Origin of the sequence: Pantoea sp. (genome assembly GCF_028283705.1) — a bacterium.
Lineage (GTDB): Bacteria > Pseudomonadota > Gammaproteobacteria > Enterobacterales > Enterobacteriaceae > Pantoea.
The window spans coordinates 23,292-43,387 of record NZ_JAPWKD010000025.1; the positions used below are offsets into that span (position 1 = coordinate 23,292).

15 protein-coding genes are annotated in these 20,096 nt (G+C 55.6%); 8 read left to right on the forward strand and 7 right to left on the reverse strand.

Features of this window, described 5'->3' with window-relative positions:
- Nucleotides 1-184: 184 nt before the first annotated feature.
- Together yfhb and tadA are read left to right on the forward strand one after the other, a co-directional pair.
- Nucleotides 185-823 carry a phosphatidylglycerophosphatase C gene (gene yfhb / locus PW844_RS21030; protein ID WP_299456020.1) on the forward strand — a complete coding sequence of 213 codons (639 nt, stop codon included), beginning with the start codon at nucleotides 185-187 and terminating at the stop codon, nucleotides 821-823.
- Between the two features lie 52 nt (nucleotides 824-875).
- Nucleotides 876-1,373 carry a tRNA adenosine(34) deaminase TadA gene (gene tadA, locus PW844_RS21035; protein WP_084876343.1) on the forward strand — a complete coding sequence of 166 codons (498 nt, stop codon included), beginning with the start codon at nucleotides 876-878 and terminating at the stop codon, nucleotides 1,371-1,373.
- On the opposite strand, the gene mltF is transcribed toward tadA, so the two are convergent.
- A complete protein-coding gene (gene mltF, locus PW844_RS21040; RefSeq protein WP_299456027.1) occupies nucleotides 1,370-2,830 on the reverse strand; it encodes a membrane-bound lytic murein transglycosylase MltF in 1,461 nt (486 codons plus the stop codon). The genes tadA and mltF overlap by 4 nt on opposite strands.
- Before the next feature lie 269 nt (nucleotides 2,831-3,099).
- Between mltF and purL the strand changes: the two genes are divergently transcribed.
- From purL to glnB, 5 genes are all read left to right on the forward strand, one after another.
- Nucleotides 3,100-6,990 (forward strand): phosphoribosylformylglycinamidine synthase, encoded by a 3,891-nt coding sequence (gene purL / locus PW844_RS21045; RefSeq protein ID WP_299456029.1) that lies wholly within the window; start codon nucleotides 3,100-3,102, stop codon nucleotides 6,988-6,990.
- 576 nt (nucleotides 6,991-7,566) lie between these two features.
- Complete coding sequence (locus tag PW844_RS21050) at nucleotides 7,567-8,994, forward strand: HAMP domain-containing sensor histidine kinase (protein WP_299456031.1); 1,428 nt, start codon at nucleotides 7,567-7,569, stop codon at nucleotides 8,992-8,994.
- A gap of 3 nt (nucleotides 8,995-8,997) precedes the next feature.
- Complete coding sequence (gene qseG / locus PW844_RS21055; RefSeq protein ID WP_299456033.1) at nucleotides 8,998-9,672, forward strand: two-component system QseEF-associated lipoprotein QseG; 675 nt, start codon at nucleotides 8,998-9,000, stop codon at nucleotides 9,670-9,672.
- A complete protein-coding gene (gene glrR / locus PW844_RS21060) occupies nucleotides 9,672-11,003 on the forward strand; it encodes a two-component system response regulator GlrR (protein ID WP_299456035.1) in 1,332 nt (443 codons plus the stop codon). The genes qseG and glrR overlap by 1 nt, the downstream gene beginning before the upstream one ends.
- A 164-nt stretch (nucleotides 11,004-11,167) precedes the next feature.
- Nucleotides 11,168-11,506 carry a nitrogen regulatory protein P-II gene (glnB, locus tag PW844_RS21065; RefSeq protein WP_007886217.1) on the forward strand — a complete coding sequence of 113 codons (339 nt, stop codon included), beginning with the start codon at nucleotides 11,168-11,170 and terminating at the stop codon, nucleotides 11,504-11,506.
- A gap of 66 nt (nucleotides 11,507-11,572) precedes the next feature.
- Here glnB and hmpA read toward each other — a convergent pair whose 3' ends face one another.
- Entirely contained in the window at nucleotides 11,573-12,757 is a 1,185-nt protein-coding gene (hmpA, locus tag PW844_RS21070) for an NO-inducible flavohemoprotein (protein ID WP_299456043.1), read from the reverse strand.
- Nucleotides 12,758-13,096: 339 nt separating this feature from the next.
- Between hmpA and glyA the strand changes: the two genes are divergently transcribed.
- Entirely contained in the window at nucleotides 13,097-14,350 is a 1,254-nt protein-coding gene (gene glyA, locus PW844_RS21075; protein WP_084876335.1) for a serine hydroxymethyltransferase, read from the forward strand.
- A 50-nt stretch (nucleotides 14,351-14,400) separates the two neighbouring features.
- Here the strand turns inward: glyA and PW844_RS21080 are convergent, their stop codons facing one another.
- The 5 genes from PW844_RS21080 to PW844_RS21100 all read right to left on the reverse strand — a co-directional run bounded on the left by PW844_RS21080 (nucleotide 14,401) and on the right by PW844_RS21100 (nucleotide 19,888).
- Complete coding sequence (locus tag PW844_RS21080) at nucleotides 14,401-15,417, reverse strand: ABC transporter ATP-binding protein (protein ID WP_299456046.1); 1,017 nt, start codon at nucleotides 15,415-15,417, stop codon at nucleotides 14,401-14,403.
- A gap of 1 nt (nucleotide 15,418) precedes the next feature.
- Complete coding sequence (locus tag PW844_RS21085; RefSeq protein ID WP_299456048.1) at nucleotides 15,419-16,414, reverse strand: ABC transporter ATP-binding protein; 996 nt, start codon at nucleotides 16,412-16,414, stop codon at nucleotides 15,419-15,421.
- Between the two features lie 18 nt (nucleotides 16,415-16,432).
- Nucleotides 16,433-17,284, reverse strand: coding sequence for an ABC transporter permease (locus tag PW844_RS21090; protein WP_299456050.1), 852 nt, complete (start codon nucleotides 17,282-17,284; stop codon nucleotides 16,433-16,435).
- Nucleotides 17,281-18,219: an ABC transporter permease gene (locus tag PW844_RS21095; protein WP_299456052.1), complete on the reverse strand. Its 939-nt coding sequence runs from the start codon at nucleotides 18,217-18,219 to the stop codon at nucleotides 17,281-17,283. The genes PW844_RS21090 and PW844_RS21095 overlap by 4 nt, the downstream gene beginning before the upstream one ends.
- An 85-nt stretch (nucleotides 18,220-18,304) precedes the next feature.
- Nucleotides 18,305-19,888, reverse strand: a complete 1,584-nt coding sequence (locus tag PW844_RS21100; RefSeq protein ID WP_299456054.1) for an ABC transporter substrate-binding protein — start codon at nucleotides 19,886-19,888, stop codon at nucleotides 18,305-18,307.
- Nucleotides 19,889-20,096: the final 208 nt, after the last annotated feature.

A 20,096-nucleotide genomic window follows, 5' to 3' on the forward strand; every position in this document is an offset into this window, starting at 1 on the left:
CCTTAATTCAGAACGTAATGCTTATTTAGCCTGATAAATGTGGCGAGGAATGCCACATAGCAGCCTGCCGCCAATAAGAATAAACTATTCAGCGGGCATTGTAGTCATTGGAATTAAAAATGACCGCGTTCGCCTGGCTACACTCAAGAGCAGGCATGATAAAGCAGAATGAAAGGAGAGTGGTTTGACAAAGGGTACGCAACGACGCGTGGTGTTTTTTGATCTCGACGGCACGCTACATCAACAGGATATGTTCGGCACCTTTATGCGCTATCTGCTGAGACATCAGCCGCTGAATTTATTGCTGGTCGTGCCATTGTTACCGGTGATTGCTGCGGGGTTACTGTTTAAAGGGCGCGCCGCGCGCTGGCCGATGAGTTTGTTGCTGTGGGCCATCACCTTCGGTCACAGTGAAAAACGCCTGTTGCAGCGCGAAGCTGAATTCGCCCGCTGGTTCCGCCAGCGCGTTACCGCTTTTCCGGTGGTACAGCAGCGGCTGACGGATTACCTCAGCAGCGATGATGCCGATGTCTGGTTAATCACCGGTTCACCGCAGTCGCTGGTGGAGCAGGTCTATTTCGATTCAGCTTTTCTGCCGCGTGTACAACTCATTGCCAGCCAGATGAAGCCAGGACGGGGTGGGCGTGTACTGACGATGCGCTGTCTCGGGCATGAAAAAGTGGCGCAGCTGGAGGAGAAAATCGGCACGCCGTTGCAGCTCTACAGTGGCTATAGCGACAGCAAGCAGGACAACCCGCTGCTGTTCTTTTGCCAGCATCGCTGGCGCGTCACTCCGCGTGGAGAGTTGCAGCAGCTGGAATAACCTCGCTATTTCGCTATAATGCGCCGCCTTTGTTACCCGCAGGAGTTACCCGGTGAACCCACAGACTGATGAATACTGGATGCGTCACGCTTTACGCCTCGCACGTTTGGCGTGGGAGCAGGGGGAAGTGCCAGTCGGTGCGGTGCTGGTGCAGGGTGACAAGGTGATTGGCGAAGGCTGGAACCGTCCGATCGGTCAGCATGATCCTACTGCGCATGCGGAAATTATGGCGCTGCGCCAGGGCGGTAAAGTGCTGGAAAATTATCGTCTGCTCGACACCACGTTATACGTGACGCTCGAACCCTGTGTGATGTGTGCCGGGGCGATGGTGCATAGCCGGATTACCCGGCTGGTGTATGGCGCAAAAGATGAAAAAACCGGAGCGGTCGGTTCGCTGCTGGATGTGATTGGTCATCCCGGTATGAATCATCAAATCCAGATTGCTTCTGGTGTGCTGGCGGAAGAATGCGCCGCGATGCTGAGTGATTTTTTCCGCATGCGGCGTGAGCAGAAAAAAGCGCTGCGTCAGGCGCAGCGCGACGCGGGTTAATTCATCGCAATCTTCGGTTCGACAGCAGGATAACCGGCACCCAGTTCTGCTTCCATGGCTGACTGCTGCGCCAGCCGTTTGTCCTGTTCCTGTAAATATCCCACCAAACTAATCTGATACTTACGGATATTTTCCACGTAGTTATACGCCTCATGACCGCGAGCATAGCCGTACGTGGTCTGCGCGTAGTAACGCTTCTGGCTCAGCATCGGCAAACGCAGTTTCACATCGGCCCAGCTATCGGGGTTGCCGCCTTGTTTGGACGTCAGCTTACGGGCGTCCAGCATGTGGGCATAGCCCATGTTATAGGCTGCCAGAGCAAACCAGATACGTTCATCTTCCGGGATGGTCGTGGGGACTTTTTCCACCATACGTTGCAGGTATTCGCTGCCACCGCGGATACTTTGCTCAGGATCGAGACGATCGGCAACGTCAAGGCTGTCAGCGGTGTTGCGCGTCAGCATCATCATGCCGCGCACGCCGGTGGGTGAGGTTGCCTGTGGATTCCAGTGCGACTCCTGATAAGAAATCGCCGCCAGTAGCCGCCAGTCGAGGCCGGAGGCATATTTCTCAAATAACGGCTTGATATCCGGCAGGGTATTGTCGATGGCGCGCAGGAAGGTGCGGGTATCGACGTAATCAAAGGTGCCGACATGGCCGAGATACTTCTCCTCCAGCCGCGCGATGGTGCCTTCTTCGCTCATCTGACTATAGAAGTCGAGCATGGCCGCATTCAGGCTGTCATCTTCTTCATCATGTGGCAGATACCAGGTGACGGGCTCTTCATCGGTGATATCAAAGGCCACTGCCAGCTGCGGATGAATGCGTTGCAGCAGGCCAATGGTGACAGAGTCCCCCACGGTGTAGTCCAGTTTGCCATCCGCCACCGCTTCCAGCAGCGCTTTTTGCCCCTGGTCGGTAGCGATTGACCAGTCAAGATCGGGATAGTTTCCGGCTTTAGCGGAACGTAAAGTTGACAGGTACGCGGAACCGGACTGCACAATCAGGCGGCCTTTCAGATCACCGAGGTTTTTTGGCCGCGGCTTATCAATGCGATACACCAGCTGTTGCGATACCGAGTAATAACTCGGTCCGGTCTGATAACGGGCTATGCGATCGTTGTTGTAGATCAGGCCCGCAGCCAGCAAATCCGCCTTACCATCATCAAGATCGTCAAACAGGTCACCGAGGTTCGGACGCACCGTCACCTGGAGTTTGACGCCAAGATAATCGGCGAAGCGCTTTGCCAGCTCGTAATCCATACCGGCTGGTGCATTATTGATGGTGTAGTAAGTCAGCGGGGAGTTAACGGTACTGATGCGCAGCACTCCCCGTGATTTGATCTGCGATATCGCGTCTTTGCCGCCCCCGTACCAGGGGATCGACGGCCACAGTGCCAGCGCAAGTAGCACGGTTATCAGACCGATAAACAGATAGTTTAATTTCAGGCGTTTCAAATAGTTGTCTCTCGCTGGCTCTAAGGCCTCTGTCTTTAAAAGGCAGTATTGATCTTGTATGAACTCCCAGAGCGAAGGGCATTTTGCGCAACAAAGCGAGCCGGAGCAACTTATATAGCAGGATTTGCGCAAAATTCAGGCGAATCCGGTAGACCATAAATTCTGCGCAAACGGTTTCGTAACCGGTGCTGTTTCTCTATAATACGCCCCGTTTTCCCTGTTGCGCCCAATGAAGCGTCGCCCGGCGCTTCGAAGACGAGAGATCTTTAATGATGGAAATTCTGCGTGGTTCGCCCGCCCTGTCGGCATTTCGTGTAAACAAACTGCTGACCCGCTTTCAGGACGCTCATCTGCCGGTGAGTGATATTTACGCCGAGTACGTCCATTTTGCCGATGTCAGTGCGCCGCTGAGTGCGGACGAAAAAGCCCGCCTGCAACGCCTGCTGAAATACGGTCCGTCTCTCGCCGAACATGCGCCACAAGGGCGTCTGTTGCTGGTGACGCCGCGTCCAGGCACCATTTCACCCTGGTCCTCCAAAGCGACCGATATCGCCCACAACTGCGATCTGCCACAGGTGCGTCGTCTGGAACGCGGCATGGCGTTCTATGTTCAGGCACCGCAGCTGACAGAAGCGCAGTGGCAGACCCTTGCCAGCCTGCTGCATGACCGCATGATGGAAACGGTATACGGCGATCTCAATGATGCGCAGCAACTGTTTGCTCACCATGAGCCGCAGCCGCTGAAAAGTGTTGATGTGCTGGGTGGGGGCCGTCAGGCACTGGAACTGGCTAACACTACACTGGGTCTGGCCCTGGCCGATGACGAAATCGACTATCTGCTGAATGCCTTCACTACGCTGGGTCGCAACCCGAACGACATTGAACTCTATATGTTTGCCCAGGCGAACTCCGAGCATTGCCGCCACAAAATCTTCAACGCCGACTGGATTATCGACGGTGAAAAACAGCCGAAGTCGCTGTTTAAAATGATCAAAAACACCTTCGAACAAACGCCTGACTATGTGTTGTCTGCCTATAAAGACAACGCGGCGGTGATGGAAGGTTCCGAAGTTGGCCGTTATTACGCCGATGCCGAAAAAGGCGAATACGATTTCCATCAGGAAGCCGCGCATATCCTGATGAAAGTGGAAACGCATAACCACCCAACGGCGATTTCTCCATGGCCAGGTGCGGCGACCGGTTCCGGTGGTGAAATCCGTGACGAAGGCGCAACCGGACGTGGTGCCAAACCCAAAGCGGGTCTGGTGGGCTTCTCAGTGTCCAACCTGCGTATTCCGGGCTTTGAACAGCCGTGGGAAGAAGACTTTGGTAAGCCGGATCGTATCGTGACGGCGCTGGATATCATGACCGAAGGCCCACTGGGTGGCGCGGCGTTCAACAACGAATTTGGTCGTCCGGCGCTGAACGGTTACTTCCGTACCTATGAAGAGCGCGTTAACAGCCACAACGGTGAAGAACTGCGTGGTTACCACAAGCCAATCATGCTGGCGGGCGGCATCGGTAACATCCGTGCCGACCACGTGCAGAAAGGCGAAATAGTGGTGGGCGCGAAGCTGATTGTGCTGGGTGGCCCGGCAATGAATATCGGTCTCGGTGGCGGTGCTGCCTCATCAATGGCTTCTGGCCAGTCTGATGCCGACCTCGACTTTGCTTCCGTACAGCGTGACAACCCGGAAATGGAACGTCGTTGCCAGGAAGTGATCGACCGCTGCTGGCAGCTGGGCGAAGCTAACCCGATTCTGTTTATTCATGACGTGGGTGCAGGTGGCTTGTCTAACGCCATGCCGGAGCTGGTCAGCGACGGTGGCCGTGGTGGCCGCTTCAATCTGCGCGACGTGCTGAGCGATGAGCCAGGCATGAGCCCGTTGGAAGTGTGGTGTAACGAATCGCAGGAACGTTATGTGCTGGCGGTAGCGCCGGACAAACTGGCGCTGTTTGATGAGCTGTGCCAGCGCGAGCGTGCCCCTTACGCGGTAATTGGTGAAGCCACCGAAGAACAGCATCTGAGCCTGGCGGATACGCATTTCGACAACAAACCGATCGATATGCCGCTGGATGTGCTGCTGGGCAAAACGCCGAAGATGACGCGTGATGTGGTCAGTCAGCAGGCGAAAGGTGAAGCGTTGCAGCGCGACGGCATCACCGTTGCTGATGCGGTCAACCGTGTGCTGCATCTGCCGACCGTGGCAGAGAAAACCTTCCTTATCACCATCGGTGACCGTACCGTAACCGGTATGGTGGCACGCGATCAGATGGTGGGTCCGTGGCAGATTCCGGTTGCTAACTGCGCAGTGACCACCGCCAGCCTCGATAGCTACTACGGTGAAGCCTTCTCTCTCGGCGAACGCGCCCCGGTCGCACTGCTCGACTTCGCCGCTTCAGGCCGTCTGGCGGTGGGTGAAGCTCTGACTAACCTCGCCGCAACGGCAATTGGTTCACTGACACGCGTGAAGCTGTCAGCGAACTGGATGGCGGCAGCCGGTCACCCGGGTGAAGATGCGGGCCTGTATGAAGCCGTGAAAGCGGTCGGCGAAGAACTTTGCCCGGCGCTGGGTATCACCATCCCGGTGGGTAAAGATTCCATGTCGATGAAAACCCGCTGGCAGCAGGGGAATGAACAGCGTGAAATGACGTCACCGTTGTCGCTGGTCATCACCGCTTTTGCCCGCGTGGAAGACGTACGCCGCACCGTAACGCCGCAATTGCAGGCCGATAAAGACAACCTGCTGCTGCTGGTGGATCTGGGCAATGGCGCAAACACGCTGGGGGCGACGGCGCTGTCACAGGTCTATCGTCAACTGGGTGATAAACCGGCTGACGTGCGTGACGCCGCACAGCTGGCTGGCTTCTTTAACGCTATTCAGGCGCTAGTGGCGGAGCAGAAACTGCTGGCCTACCATGACCGTTCTGACGGCGGCCTGCTGGTAACGCTGGCTGAGATGGCGTTTACCGGTCATTGCGGTATCGAAGCGGACATCGCCGCGCTGGGTAGTGATGCGCTGGCAGCGCTGTTTACCGAAGAACTGGGTGCGGTGGTGCAAATCAACGCTGCTGACCGTGATGCGGTGCTGAAGACGTTCGCCGATCATGGCCTGATGACCAACGTCCATGTGATTGGTCAGGCGCTGCCGGGCGATCGTTTTGTGATTCGTTCTGGTGAGCATGCGGTGTATAGCGAAAGCCGTACCACGCTGCGTACCTGGTGGGCAGAAACCACCTGGCAGATGCAGCGTCTGCGTGACAACCCTGCCTGTGCCGATCAGGAACATGAAGCGAAGAAAAACGACAACGATCCTGGCCTGAATGTCCATCTGACCTTCAAACCGGAAGAAGACGTTGCCGCGCCGATGATTGCCACCGGTGCGCGTCCGCGTGTAGCGGTGCTGCGTGAGCAGGGCGTCAACTCCCACGTTGAAATGGCGGCCGCCTTCCATCGAGCAGGCTTTACCGCCGTCGATGTGCATATGAGCGATCTGCTGGCGGGCCGTCGCGGTCTGGAAGAGTTCCATGCGCTGGTGGCCTGTGGTGGCTTCTCCTACGGTGACGTACTGGGTGCGGGTGAAGGCTGGGCGAAATCCATCCTGTTCAACAGCCGCGTGCGTGATGAGTTCGAAAACTTCTTCCATCGTCCGCAGACGCTGGCGCTGGGCGTCTGTAACGGCTGCCAGATGATGTCCAACCTGCGTGAGCTGGTGCCGGGCAGCGAACTGTGGCCGCGCTTCGTGCGTAACCAGTCAGAACGCTTTGAAGCGCGTTTCAGCCTGGTGGAAGTGGCTGCCAGCCCGTCACTGCTGCTGGACGGCATGGCCGGTTCGCATATGCCGATTGCGGTGTCACACGGTGAAGGTTTTGTTGAAGTGCGTGATGGCGCGCATCTGGCGGCGCTGGAAAGCAAAGGCCTGGTGGCGCTGCGTTTCGTGGACAACTTCGGTAAGGTGACCGAGACGTATCCGGCCAACCCGAACGGTTCCCCGAACGGTATCACTGCGGTGACCAACGAAAGCGGCCGCGTGACCATTATGATGCCGCACCCGGAACGCGTGTTCCGTACTGTGAGCAATTCCTGGCACCCGGCAGAGTGGGGCGAAGACAGCCCGTGGATGCGTATTTTCCGCAACGCACGTAAGCAGTTGGGTTAAACGCAATAGCGACGCAATTTATTGCGTAATGAAGGGTGTCCGTAAGGGCACCCTTTTTTTGGGTGTCGGAAAATAGCGACACCGCTACGGTTAGCTTGTCGTCAAAAGGTGACATTTAACCTCTTGATATTATTGGGTGTAATTTTTCCTTCAGAAACGCGTTGCTAATCAGCGACAGTTTTTTTAGACCGTACGGTAAAATTTTTGCGCCGGGTCTCACTCTGAGAAAGCATTTGTCTGATAATTAACACTATTTTATTTTTGGCACGATGTTTGCTATACTCATTACGTTGCTCATTCTCCTGCTTATGATTGCCCCGCATTGCGGTTGAGCTCATAAAAACTGAATGACGCACCAAACGGTGCCTGCCGTCCACCCAACCGATAATCGCTTGCTTTGCAACGTTATCAAGCATCGGACGTAACGTTGAGTTAGGCACCACCTTATTCCCGCGTGAGGCGTTCGGCGTCACGCTCAACGGCAGGCCATAGCGCCTGCCGTTTTCTTATCTGTGCTTTCTTCCGCTTTCAGACTCCGCTAGCATTCCTGTAGTAAAAATTTAAGGAAATCCGGTTGTGAAGAGATGGCGTTTATTTCCCCGTTCGCTGCGTCAGCTGGTGTTGATGGCGTTCCTGCTGGTGCTGCTACCGCTGCTGGTACTGGCGTGGCAGGCATGGGAAAGCCTGTCGGCGCTAAGTAATCAGGCGGCAGACACCAATCGCAACACCTTTACGGACGTGCGCCGCAGTGAAGCCATGGCGCGGACTGCCATCGAGCTGGAGCGCAGCTATCGTCAATATTGTGTGTTGGGTGATGACAGTCTGGCGCGGCTCTATCAGTCACAACGTGCGCACTACAGTCAGATGCTCACCACCCACGCTGCCAGCCTGCCGGATTTGCCTTCGTTCAAACTGTTAGCCGCAACGCTGCCACAGCTGGAAACGCTGCAATGTGCCAGCGGCAATCCCTCCGCACCTGCATCGACAGCCCTTGAGCACTTTTCCGATACCAATGCGCAAATGGTGCAGGAAACACGCGAAGTGGTGTTTTCGCGGGGTTTGCAATTGCAGCGTGAAATTGCTGATCGAGGCCAGTTTTTTGGCTGGCAGGCTCTGATATTGTTCCTGATCAGCCTGGCGCTGGTGTTGTTGTTTACCGGCATGATTATCGGGCCGGTGAAGCGGGTGGAGCGAATGATCAACCGGCTGGGTGAAGGCAAGGCGCTGGGCGACAGTATCAGCTTCCGTGGTCCGCGTGAGATTCGCTCGCTCGGTAAGCGAATTGTCTGGCTGAGTGAACGTCTGAGCTGGCTGGAAGCGCAACGCCACGAGTTTTTACGCCATCTTTCCCATGAACTGAAAACGCCACTTGCCAGCCTGCGCGAAGGCACGGAATTGTTAGCCGATCAGGTGGCAGGTCCACTGAATAGCGAACAGCAGGAAGTGGTGGCGATTCTGGATACCAGCAGCCGTCATTTGCAACGTTTGATCGAGCAGTTGCTGGATTACAACCGCAAACTGGCCGATGGCCCGCTGGCGCTGGATGTCGTGGCACTGGATACCATTGTCGAGACGGTGGTGAAATCACACTCGTTACCGGCCCATGCGCGGCAAATGCGCACCCATGTGGATTTACAGGTGAACCACTGCCTGGCAGAGTCAACCCTGCTGCAACGGGTGATCGATAACCTTTATTCGAACGCCGTGAACTACGGTAGCGAATCCGGTAACATCTGGCTGCACAGCCAGCAGAAGGGCAATGAGGTGTGGATCGAGGTGGCAAACACCGGCACACCGATTCCGGCTGAAGAGCAGGCGATGATCTTTGAGCCTTTTTATCAGGGTAGCCAACAACGCAAGGGGCCGGTTAAAGGCAGTGGGCTGGGGTTAAGCATCGCCAAAGATTGCCTGCGCAGGATGCAGGGTGATTTACAGTTGGTGACACGTAAGGACGCGGATGTCTGTTTTCGTATCATTTTGACTACCACCGCCGGGAATGCCTGATCAATGAATTTATCCCTCAACAAATTATGCGCCGCCAGCCTGCTGGTGTTCAGCCTGGCGGGTTGCCATGCACCTTCTGCAGACAACGCCCTCAGGGACGACAGCATCCAGCCGGAGCCGCAGGTGCGTCTGCCGGACTATCTGGCGACTGACTGTGGCAGTGTCTGGCAAATTGAATATCCGGCTGCCATGAGCAACCCATTGTATTGGCAGCGTGCCATTGATTGTGCGGAACGTCTGTCACCGGCCGAAGCCCGGGCGGAAGCACGTCGCTGGCCGGTGCAGGGCTGGTCCCGTGCCTTTAAGCAGGGCATATTGCTGGCTAACGGCAACGTAACGCCACAGGAGCGCCGCGACTATGTTGATACGCTGGATGGCTACAGTACGGCGTTTCCGGCGGCAGTTCGTCCGCTGATTCAGCTGTGGCGCAGCAACCAGGCCGCTCAGCTTGAGCTGAGTGACGCGCGTGGCCGCTACGCACGGCTACAGCAAAGTACCGATGCCGAGCTGGATAGCCTGCGCCAGCAGCAACGCACGCTTCGTACCTCGCTGGCAGATACGCAGCATAAGCTGGAGCGTCTGACGGATATCGAGCGTCAGCTGTCCTCGCGTAAAGCGCCCGACAGCAGCGACACATCGCACAGTGCCAGCGGTACGGCGAATGAGGAGCAGCCATAATGAAACAGGCCGCACGATTATTGCTGGTGGATGATGATCCGGGGCTGCTGAAGTTGCTGGGAATGCGTCTCAGCAGCGAAGGCTATCAGGTCGCAACGGCGGCCAGCGGGCCGGAAGCCTTACGTCATCTGCAAAAAGAGAAGGTCGATTTGGTGGTCAGCGACCTGCGTATGGATGAGATGGACGGTCTGGCGTTGTTTGGCGAAATCCAGAAGCGCCACGCGGGTCTGCCGGTGATCATCCTGACTGCGCATGGATCGATCCCGGAAGCGGTTTCAGCCACCCAACAGGGCGTATTTAGCTTTCTCACCAAACCGGTGGATCGTGATGCGTTATACAAAGCGATTGATGAGGCGCTGGCCCTGCGTGCACCCGAGATCGATGATGGCTGGCGTGAGTCTATCGTCACACGTAATCCGCTGATGCTACGACTGCTGGAGCAGGCGCACATGGTGGCGCAATCCGACGTCAGTGTGTTGATCAACGGCCAGAGCGGCACCGGTAAAGAAGTGCTGGCGCAGGCAATTCATGCCGCCAGCCCGCGTGCCAGTAAACCTTTTATCGCCATCAACTGTGGCGCGTTACCGGAGCAGTTGCTGGAGTCTGAGCTGTTTGGTCACGCCAGGGGGGCGTTTACCGGCGCGGTGAGTGCCCGCGAGGGGCTGTTTCAGGCAGCGGAAGGCGGCACGCTATTCCTCGATGAGATTGGCGATATGCCGCAGGCGTTGCAGGTGAAGCTGCTACGCGTGCTGCAAGAGCGCAAGGTTCGTCCGCTCGGCAGTAATCATGATGTCAGTATCAATGTGCGCATCATTTCTGCCACCCATCGTGATTTGCCTAAAGCGATGGAAAAGAAAAGCTTTCGCGAAGATCTCTATTATCGCCTCAACGTGGTGAACCTGAAGATCCCGGCGTTGCATGAACGTGCCGAAGATATTCCCCTGCTGGCGAATCATTTGCTGCGTCAGTCTGCCGATCGTCATAAACCCTTTGTGCGCAGTTTTTCCGTGGACGCTATGAAACGATTGGTGGGAGCCAGCTGGCCGGGTAATGTGCGTCAACTGGTGAACGTCATCGAGCAGTGCGTGGCGCTGAGTACCTCACCGGTGATTGGCGATGCGCTGGTTGAACAGGCGCTGGCAGGTGAGAACACCGCATTGCCGACGTTTGTTGAAGCGCGCAATCAGTTTGAACTGAACTATCTGCGTAAGCTGCTGCAAATGACCAAAGGAAATGTGACCAATGCTGCGCGTCTGGCTGGACGTAACCGCACCGAGTTTTATAAGCTGCTGTCGCGTCATGAACTGGACGCCAGCGATTTTAAAGAGTAGCTTTCTGCCGCTGCGATTCGGCCTGTTGCCCCGACATTCGGACAGAAAGCAGGAGAAAGTCCTGTTTTGACGCCACCGACGGCTCTGAGCCAGCGGCTGCGGCAGGAACATTTATACTATCTGTTACCCGTCCGGCCACGGAGGGAGTGAAAAAAGGATCTGTGATGAAAAAGATCGATGCAATTATCAAACCATTTAAACTCGATGATGTACGCGAAGCGTTAGCGGAAGTCGGCATCACCGGGATGACGGTCAGCGAAGTGAAAGGATTTGGTCGCCAGAAAGGTCACACTGAACTGTATCGTGGTGCCGAGTATATGGTCGATTTTCTGCCGAAAGTAAAAATCGAAATGGTGGTGGGCGACGATATCGTTGATACCTGCGTTGAGACCATCATGAAAACTGCGCAAACCGGCAAAATCGGCGACGGTAAAATCTTTGTCTTTGACGTGGCTCGTGTAGTGCGTATCCGTACCGGTGAAGAAGACGAAGAGGCGATCTAATCCTAATCGCAGCTTCAGATTGCTGAAAAGCCCGCAAATGCTGCGGGCTTTTTGTTTTTTACTGAGTTATAGCACCTTATGCGGACCAAACACTTCGTAATGAATACGGTCGGCGGTGACACCCGCATCCAGCAACTGGCGTGCGACAAACTGCATAAACGCCAGCGGGCCACAGAGCCAGAACTGGCGATCGGGCTGAGTGAGTTCAGCAGAAACGCCCGCTAAATCCATCAACCCCTGCGCATCGTAATGACCGGCGTCAGCAACGGCAGGCTGGCGATACCAGACATGGCTGCTAAAGTTCGGCAGACGGCTACCCAGCGCCTGGACTTCCCCGGCGAAGGCATGTTGCAGGCCGTCTTCCGTTGCATGCAACCAGGTCACTGCGGCCGGATGTTGTTGCTCTGCCAGGCTGGCGAGCATTGCCAGCATCGGAGTCTGGCCGACACCTGCTGAGATCAGGGTAACAGGCGTCGCAGGCTCTGCCTGGAGGAAGAAATCGCCCGCTGGTGCCGCGCATTGCACCACATTCCCGACCTGCGCTTCGTCATGCAGCCAGTTGGATACCGCGCCCTGATCTTCACGTTTCACCGCAATACGATAGAACTGACCATTTGGCTGGTGGGTGAGTGAATATTGACGATGCTGTAGATTGCCCTGGTTGTCCGGGCGCAGGGTGATGGCCAGATACTGACCAGGCAGGAAATCCGCCACCGCTGCACCATCCACCGGTTCCAGTTCAAAGCTTTTAATCACGCTGCTTTGCGGCTGAATGGCACGAATACGGAACTCACGCGCACCACGCCAGCCACCGGTTTTCGCTGCGGACGCGCGGTAAATCGCTTCTTCACGCTGGATAAACACCTCAGCCAGCACGCCATACGCCTTGCCCCATGCCTGCAGCACCTCATCCCCCGGATTCAGCAGTTCCTGAATGGTCGCCAACAGATTTTCACCGACGATGGCGTACTGCTCGGGCTGAATATTCAGGCTGGTATGTTTCTGGGCGATTTTTTCCACCGCGGGCAGCAGCACTTCGAGGTTTTCCAGATTGCTGCCGTAGGCGCAGATGGCGTTGAACAGCGCTTCACGCTGGTTGCCACTGCGCTGATTGTTCATGTTGAACACATCCTTGAGTTCCGGATGCTGCGTCAGCATACGCTGATAAAAATAGCCGGTGAGCTGTGGGCCTAATTCGGCAATAGCGGGCAGGGTGGATTTGATGATCGCGATGTCTTGCGCGTTGAGCATGGGTGAATCCTCATGGCATTTTAAAAGTTGTATTTTAAATGCATCTTATAATCGCAAGCATGTGGTTGTAAATCCCCCTGAATGCTCAGGGATAAATCAGGTTTACTGGAATCTCTGCCGCAATCCTGAAATTTTTTCCGCTTCATTCTGAGGAAATATCCTGATTCTCTGGCTTGCAAAAATGCGTAAAAAACCCGTTCCAGCGCCTTGCCAATCGTTTGCGTAAAAAGAGGGGATTGCTGCTACCGTCACCTGTCAAAACGGTTTACACTGTTGGCCTTCGCCCCTTAGCGGGGCTTAAATTGCCGTTAAAAAAGTTAGCTGAGTCAGGAGATGCGGATGTTAAAGCGTGATATGAACATTGCCGATTATGATGCCGAGTTGTGGCAGGCGATGGAGCAAGAGAAAGTGCGCCAGGAAGAGCACATTGAACTGATTGCTTCTGAAAACTACACCAGCCCGCGCGTTATGCAGGCGCAAGGTTCACAGCTCACCAATAAATACGCGGAAGGGTATCCGGGCAAACGCTACTACGGCGGATGTGAATACGTTGATATCGTTGAACAGCTGGCGATTGATCGCGCGAAAGCGCTGTTCGGCGCAGACTACGCCAACGTGCAGCCGCACTCTGGTTCTCAGGCAAACTTCGCGGTTTACACTGCGCTGTTGCAGCCAGGCGACACCATTCTGGGTATGAACCTGGCACACGGTGGCCACCTGACTCACGGTTCACCGGTTAACCTGTCCGGTAAACTGTATAACGTGGTGCCTTACGGCATCGATGAAACCGGCAAAATTGACTACAACGAGCTGGCAGAACTGGCGAAAACCCATAAGCCGAAAATGATCGTCGGTGGTTTCTCTGCTTACTCTGGCGTGGTTGACTGGGCCAAAATGCGTGAAATCGCTGACAGCGTTGGCGCGTACCTGTTCGTGGACATGGCACACGTGGCGGGTTTGATCGCGGCTGACGTCTATCCGAACCCGGTTCCGCATGCACATATCGTCACTTCAACTACCCACAAAACCCTGGCGGGTCCGCGTGGCGGCCTGATCCTGGCGAAAAACGGTGATGAAGAGCTGTACAAAAAACTGAACTCTGCGGTGTTCCCTGGCGGCCAGGGCGGCCCGTTGATGCACGTGATCGCCGGTAAAGCCGTCGCGTTCAAAGAAGCGATGGAACCTGAGTTCAAAACTTACCAGCAGCAGGTTGCTAAAAACGCCAAAGCGATGGTGGAAGTGCTGATTGAGCGCGGCTACAACATCGTATCAGGTGGCACCTATAACCACCTGTTCCTGATTGATCTGGTGAGCAAAAACCTGACCGGTAAAGAAGCGGATGCCGCGCTGGGCCGTGCTAACATCACCGTCAACAAAAACAGCGTACCGAACGATCCGAAGAGCCCGTTTGTGACTTCCGGTGTGCGTATCGGTACCCCGGCAGTCACGCGTCGCGGCTTCAAAGAAGCTGAAGTGCGTGAACTGGCAGGCTGGATTGCTGATGTGCTGGACAACATCAACGACGAAGCCACCATCGAACGTACCAAGCAGAAAGTGCTGGATATCTGTGCACGTCTGCCGGTTTATGCCTGATTTCGCATAAGCGCGTGGCGATAGAAAGGATGGCGAAAGCCATCCTTTTTTTATGTCCCGGATTCAAAGGGAACCAGGTGACAGGCCACGCGCTGACCACCGGATTTCAGTGCCAGCACCGGCCGCTCAGTGCGGCAGCGATCAGTAACAAATGGGCAGCGGGTGTGAAAGCGACAGCCGGACGGGGGTGCAAGCGGGCTGGGGAGTTCGCCGGTCAGGCTAACATTTTTCCCGCGATCGTCAGGGTCCATACTCGGTGCCGCGCGTAATAAGGCCTGGGTATAGGGATGCAATGGCTTGATAAATAACGTTTCCGTATCAGCCACTTCCACCACTTCGCCAAGGTACATCACCGCCACACGATGCGAAATATGTCTGACTAGCCGCAGATCGTGGGCGACGAACAGCACCGTCAGATTGAGTTTCTGCTGCAAATCCAGCAGCAGGTTTACCACCTGTGCCTGCACTGACACATCCAGCGCCGAAACCAGTTCATCGGCGATCAACACCTGCGGCTTCACGGCCAGCGCGCGACTGATGCCAATACGCTGGCGCTGTCCACCGGAAAACTCATGCGGCAGTTTATCGATGGCGTCGACAGGCAGGCGCACCAACTCCATCAACTCACGGATACGCGCCGGAATATCTTTTTTCGCACACATGCCGTGCACCGACAGCGCTTCGGTTAGTACCTGGCCGACGGTCATGCGCGGGTTAAGTGAACTGTAGGGATCCTGGAAAATCATCTGCACCTGGCGGTTAAAGCTACGGCGTTCTTTGCCACGCAGCGTCGCGATATCTTTGCCATTGAAGTAGATTTTGCCTTCGTCAGTTTGCAGCAGACCCACCATAGTGCGCGCCAGCGTGGATTTACCGCAGCCGGACTCACCAACCACTCCCAGTGTCTCACCCTGCATCAGTTCCAGCCGGACGCCATTCAGTGCCTGTACAAACTTACGGGGTTTACCCTGTATTTTTTCGAGGATGGTCTGCGCCACTGGGAAGTGGACGATCGCCTCCTCGACGCTGACGATTGGCAGGCTGTTGTGTGACAAAGTTTCACCCATCTCAGATGCCCTCGATGACGTTAAGGTTAGCGTGATGATGACAGGCAACCTGATGTTCGCTATTTAGCGCCTCAGGGGGCGGCACCTCCCGCAGGCAGATGTCGGTTTTATAGCGACAGCGCGGGCTAAAACTGCACCCCTGCGGCAGACTGAGCAGCGATGGCGGTGTGCCCTCAATCGACTGCAGTGGTTTTCGCTCGCCGTCGTTTTGTGGCACCGAGGCGATCAACCCCTGGGTGTAGGGATGACGCGGCTGGCTGAAAATTTCCCGCACCGGTGCGCTTTCGACGATACGTCCGGCATACATCACCGCCACGCGATCGCACAGCTGAGCAACCACGCCGAGATCGTGGGTGACAAAAATAATTCCCATCGCTAACTGGTCACGCAGGTTGAATAGCAGCTTGAGGATTTGCTCCTGAATGGTGACATCCAGCGCGGTGGTGGGCTCGTCGGCAAGCAGCAGACGGGGATTGCCCGCCAGCGCAATGGCAATCATCACACGCTGGCGCATCCCGCCGGAGAACTGGTGCGGATAATCGTCGAGACGCAACTCCGGTGCGGGGATCCCCACCTGATTCAGTAACTCAATGGCGCGCTGGCGGCGTTGTTTACGCGTTAAATCGGTGTGGGCGGCCAGACTTTCCTCAATCTGCCGCCAGACGGTTAACACTGGATTGAGGGCGATCATCGGTTCCTGAAAAATCATCGCGATTTCACCGCCGCGAATGCTGCGCAGCTCCGCCGGTTTCATACTGGTAATCTCGCGCCCCTGCCATTTCACTGAACCCGAAACTTCGGCGCTGGCGGGCATCAGGCGCAGCAGAGAACGCAGGGTGACGCTTTTTCCCGAGCCGGATTCACCGACCAGCCCGAGAATTTCTCCCGGATTGAGGCTGAAACTCACGTCCTGAATCGCCCGCAGGCTACCGCGCGAGGTATGAATTTGGGTGTTGAGCTGCTGCACCTCAAGCAAAGGGGAAGTCTGGCTGGGCATAATTCGCTCTCATGTTCACTAACGGCTTCCAGGACGCAGCCAGTCTGCCAGCAGATCGCCAAACAGGCTGAATCCCAGGCCGGTTAATACGATGGCAATACCGGGGAAAATCGTTATCCACCATGCGGTATCCATGAAGTTCTTACCAGAGGCGATCAGCACCCCCCATTCGGCGGCGGGCGGTTGTGCGCCGAGGCCGAGATAACCGAGGCTGGAACCCAGCAGGATCGCCAGCGCCATATCGGTCATCCAGTACACCAGCGTGGTGGTAATAACGTTCGGCAGCACGTGACGGAAGATAATGCGCGGTGTGCTGTAGCCCATGACTTTGCCTGCGGCCACGTATTCCAGCCGTTTCTGAATGCTCACTTCACCGGCAATTAACCTGGCGTAGAACACCCAATAAATAATACCGACGGCGATATACATGCTATTCAGGCCCGGGCCGAGAATCGCGACGATAGCGATCACCAGCACCAGTAGCGGGAAGGTGACTACCGCATCGACGATCCTTTGAAACAGCATCTCGGCCACGCCGCCGAAATAGCCGACCAGCAGCCCAACCAGGGTGCCAAACACCATCGGGAACAGTGTGGTGAAGAAGGCGATTTGCAAATCAATCTGGTAGGCATACACCACGCGCGAAAAGATATCGCGCCCAAAGTTATCGGTGCCAAAAAAGTGTTGCAGGTTCGGCCCTTTGAGGATGGCGCGGTAGTCGAACTTCAGCGGGTCGGCGGTGGCAATCAGATGCGGAAAGAACGCCATCAGCAGGCTGAGTAGCAGGATGACGCAGCCCAACAGTGACGACCAGGGCAGATATTTGCGCCACTTGCGGGTGAGGGATCGCTGGATAATTAATTCACTCATCGTGCCCTCCTTGGGTCAATCATCACCTGTACGATGTCGGTGATAAGAAAAATCAGCGACACCAGCACGGAAAGCACGATTACCAGTCCCTGAATCATCGGATAGTCGCGGCTGAAAATGCTATCGACCATCAGGCGCGCGATGCCGGGCACGGCGAACACCGTTTCGGTGATTACCGCGCTGCCAATGGTGGTGCCGATATTGAGGGCAAACAGACTCAGCATCGGGATCAGCGAGTTACGCAGCACATGGCGCAGCAACACTATCCGGCTGCTCAGCCCTTTAGCGCGGGCGAAGGTAATGTATTCCGCATCGAGCACCGCGATGATCGAGTTGCGCAGGCTGCCAATCAGCACCGAGGTGATGCTTACAGCCAGCGTCATCGCCGGAAGAAACAAATGATAGATGCGCTGTCCCCAGCTATCGCCATAACCGCCGACCGGGAACCAGTGCAGCTGCGCAGCGAAAACGGTCAGCAGCACCAGGCCGATATAGAAGGAGGGCATCGACAGCGTAACCTGCGATGCGCCGCGAATGGTGATATCGGTGGCGCTGTTGCGTTTAAGCGCGGAAATAAAGGCCAACGGGATCGCCATCAGCAGCGAAAATAGCGCGGCCATGCCGGTTAACAGCAGGGTGACCGGCAAACGTTCGGCGATCACTGCCGTCACCGGGGCATGCATTGCATAGGAGTTGCCCAGATTGCCACTGGCGACCTGGCGCACAAACCCGGCAAACTGCACGGGCAGCGACTGATCCAGCCCCAGCTGTTGATTGATACGATTGACATCAGTGTCGGTGGCGCGGTCGCCGATCATTGCACTGGCGGGATCGCCAGGTAGCAGACGCACGATGGTGAAAGTCACCACCAGAATGACCAGCAGCGTCGGGATGATCAGCAGAATGCGTTTTAAAATATAACTCAGCTCAGTCAACGCGTGCTCCCAAATCCAGCGTAATGGCGCTGTAGTCGCTACAGCGCCATATGGCTGGATTTCACTCGGTGTAATGAATGGCGAATTACTTCTTCAGCCAGGTTTCGGTGAAGATGTTATTACCCAGTGGGATCTGGACGAATCCTTCGACATTTTTCTTCAGCGCGACCGGATAAGAACTTTCATATAACGGGATAGTCGGACCGGTGCTGTTGTAGATGTCCTGGATTTGTTTGTACTGCTCTGCGCGTTTCGTCGGATTGGTTTCCTGCTGTGAGGCCTCAAACAGCTTATCCAGCTCGTCACTTTTCCAGCCTGAATGCAGCGCCTGAATGTTCTTCGAATAGGCGTAGTAGGAGGTGATTTCGTTTGGATCGGCGATATCGTCGGTCCACGGCCCAATGCGGGTGCTGAAATTCCCCTTGCGGAAGTTGGCGTTCAGCGTGGCGTTATCCATCTGGTTGATGGTTAATTTAACGCCAATCTGCGCCCACATCTGTTGCAGGCCGGTGGCAATGCTCAGGCTGTCTTCATTACCCGCCAGGATATTCATGCTGGTGCTGAAGCCGTTAGGATAGCCCGCTTCTTTCATCAGTGACTGCGCTTTTTCCACATCCACCGGCCAGAGTGGTTTGGTGCCGGAGTTCAGCGGGGTAGAGGTTGACATAAACGAAGTCATCGGTTTACCCAGCCCGAATGTCACCAGCTGGATGATGCCGTCTTTATCCGTGGCATAGTTCAGCGCAGCGCGTACCTTCGGGTTCGCCAGTGGGTTCGGCTTGCCGTCGATCTCTGGCCGTGCGTTGACGCTGGCGACTTCGACACGGGTTGACGGGAACAGCGCCATATTCAGTGCCGGATTGCCCTGCAACTCCTTAACGCGTGAGTAAGGGATAAACTCGGCCCCGTCCAGCTCACCAGACTGCAACTTCAGGATGCGGGTGGCATCGTCAGGAATGATTTCAAACTTGATGCCGTCAAGGTAGGGCAGGGCTTTGCCATCCGCGCCTTTTTCCCAGTAGTACGGGTTACGCACCAGCGTCATGGTGGCGTTATGTTGCCACGATTTCAGCATAAAAGGGCCGGATCCAATCGGATGTTCAGCGAATGCCGCCGCTTTGTCGTGATCGGTGGCACCCGGTTCCGCTTCGAACTGTTTCTCCGGCATGATCGCGGTGTTGAAAACCGTCAGCGCGGTAAGGATGGCAGGATCGGTATGCGACAGGTGGATCACCACGGTATGAGGATCGCTGATGGTGACGTTATCGATTGCGCTGACCAGAAATTGCCATACGCCGTTACCTGGTTTGGCAGCACGTTCAAGTGACCATTTAACGTCTTCGGCGGTGATGGGCGAGCCGTCAGAGAATTTAGTATCAGGGCGCAGGGTAAGCGTGACGCTTTTACCGTCTGCCGCCAGTTTCCAGGCCGTTGCCAGACCTGGTCTGATGCCCTTGCCATCGTTGGTCGGCAGCAGCAGGGTGTCATACAGGTTGGAGAGGATCCAGATATCGTTATTGCTTTCATTCAGGACCGGTTCGAGGAAATTACTGTCGGCGTAGCGGCCATAAGTCAGGGTTCCGCCGCGCTGTACTACCTCTGCTGCCTGTGCGGCCAGGGTGTTGAAGGCACTTGCTGCCAGTAAGGCGATTAACGTTAATTTAGGCATAACTTTCATTACCTTGCCTCTCTGTTGAGTCAGAAAAAAATGCTTGTCAGGCACCTGTTTGTCACCCTGAAAAGAAGGGAGACGGAACCTGCAAAAAATGGCGGTGATGATTGTGTTCTAGTTAACTGGTACGATAATTGAAGGATTGCTCATAAACTGTCAATGATTAGCGCAAAAAAAATGCAAAAAAATTCAATGCTGTTATAAC

Coding starts and splice junctions, on each gene's coding strand:
- purL (WP_299456029.1), top strand. CDS start 3,100: ATGATGGAAATTCTGCGTGGTTCGCCCGCCCTGTCGGCATTTCGTGTA.
- qseG (WP_299456033.1), top strand. CDS start 8,998: ATGAATTTATCCCTCAACAAATTATGCGCCGCCAGCCTGCTGGTGTTC.
- glrR (WP_299456035.1), top strand. CDS start 9,672: ATGAAACAGGCCGCACGATTATTGCTGGTGGATGATGATCCGGGGCTG.
- glnB (WP_007886217.1), top strand. CDS start 11,168: ATGAAAAAGATCGATGCAATTATCAAACCATTTAAACTCGATGATGTA.
- hmpA (WP_299456043.1), bottom strand. CDS start 12,757: ATGCTCAACGCGCAAGACATCGCGATCATCAAATCCACCCTGCCCGCT.
- glyA (WP_084876335.1), top strand. CDS start 13,097: ATGTTAAAGCGTGATATGAACATTGCCGATTATGATGCCGAGTTGTGG.
- PW844_RS21080 (WP_299456046.1), bottom strand. CDS start 15,417: ATGGGTGAAACTTTGTCACACAACAGCCTGCCAATCGTCAGCGTCGAG.
- PW844_RS21085 (WP_299456048.1), bottom strand. CDS start 16,414: ATGCCCAGCCAGACTTCCCCTTTGCTTGAGGTGCAGCAGCTCAACACC.
- PW844_RS21090 (WP_299456050.1), bottom strand. CDS start 17,284: ATGAGTGAATTAATTATCCAGCGATCCCTCACCCGCAAGTGGCGCAAA.
- PW844_RS21100 (WP_299456054.1), bottom strand. CDS start 19,888: ATGCCTAAATTAACGTTAATCGCCTTACTGGCAGCAAGTGCCTTCAAC.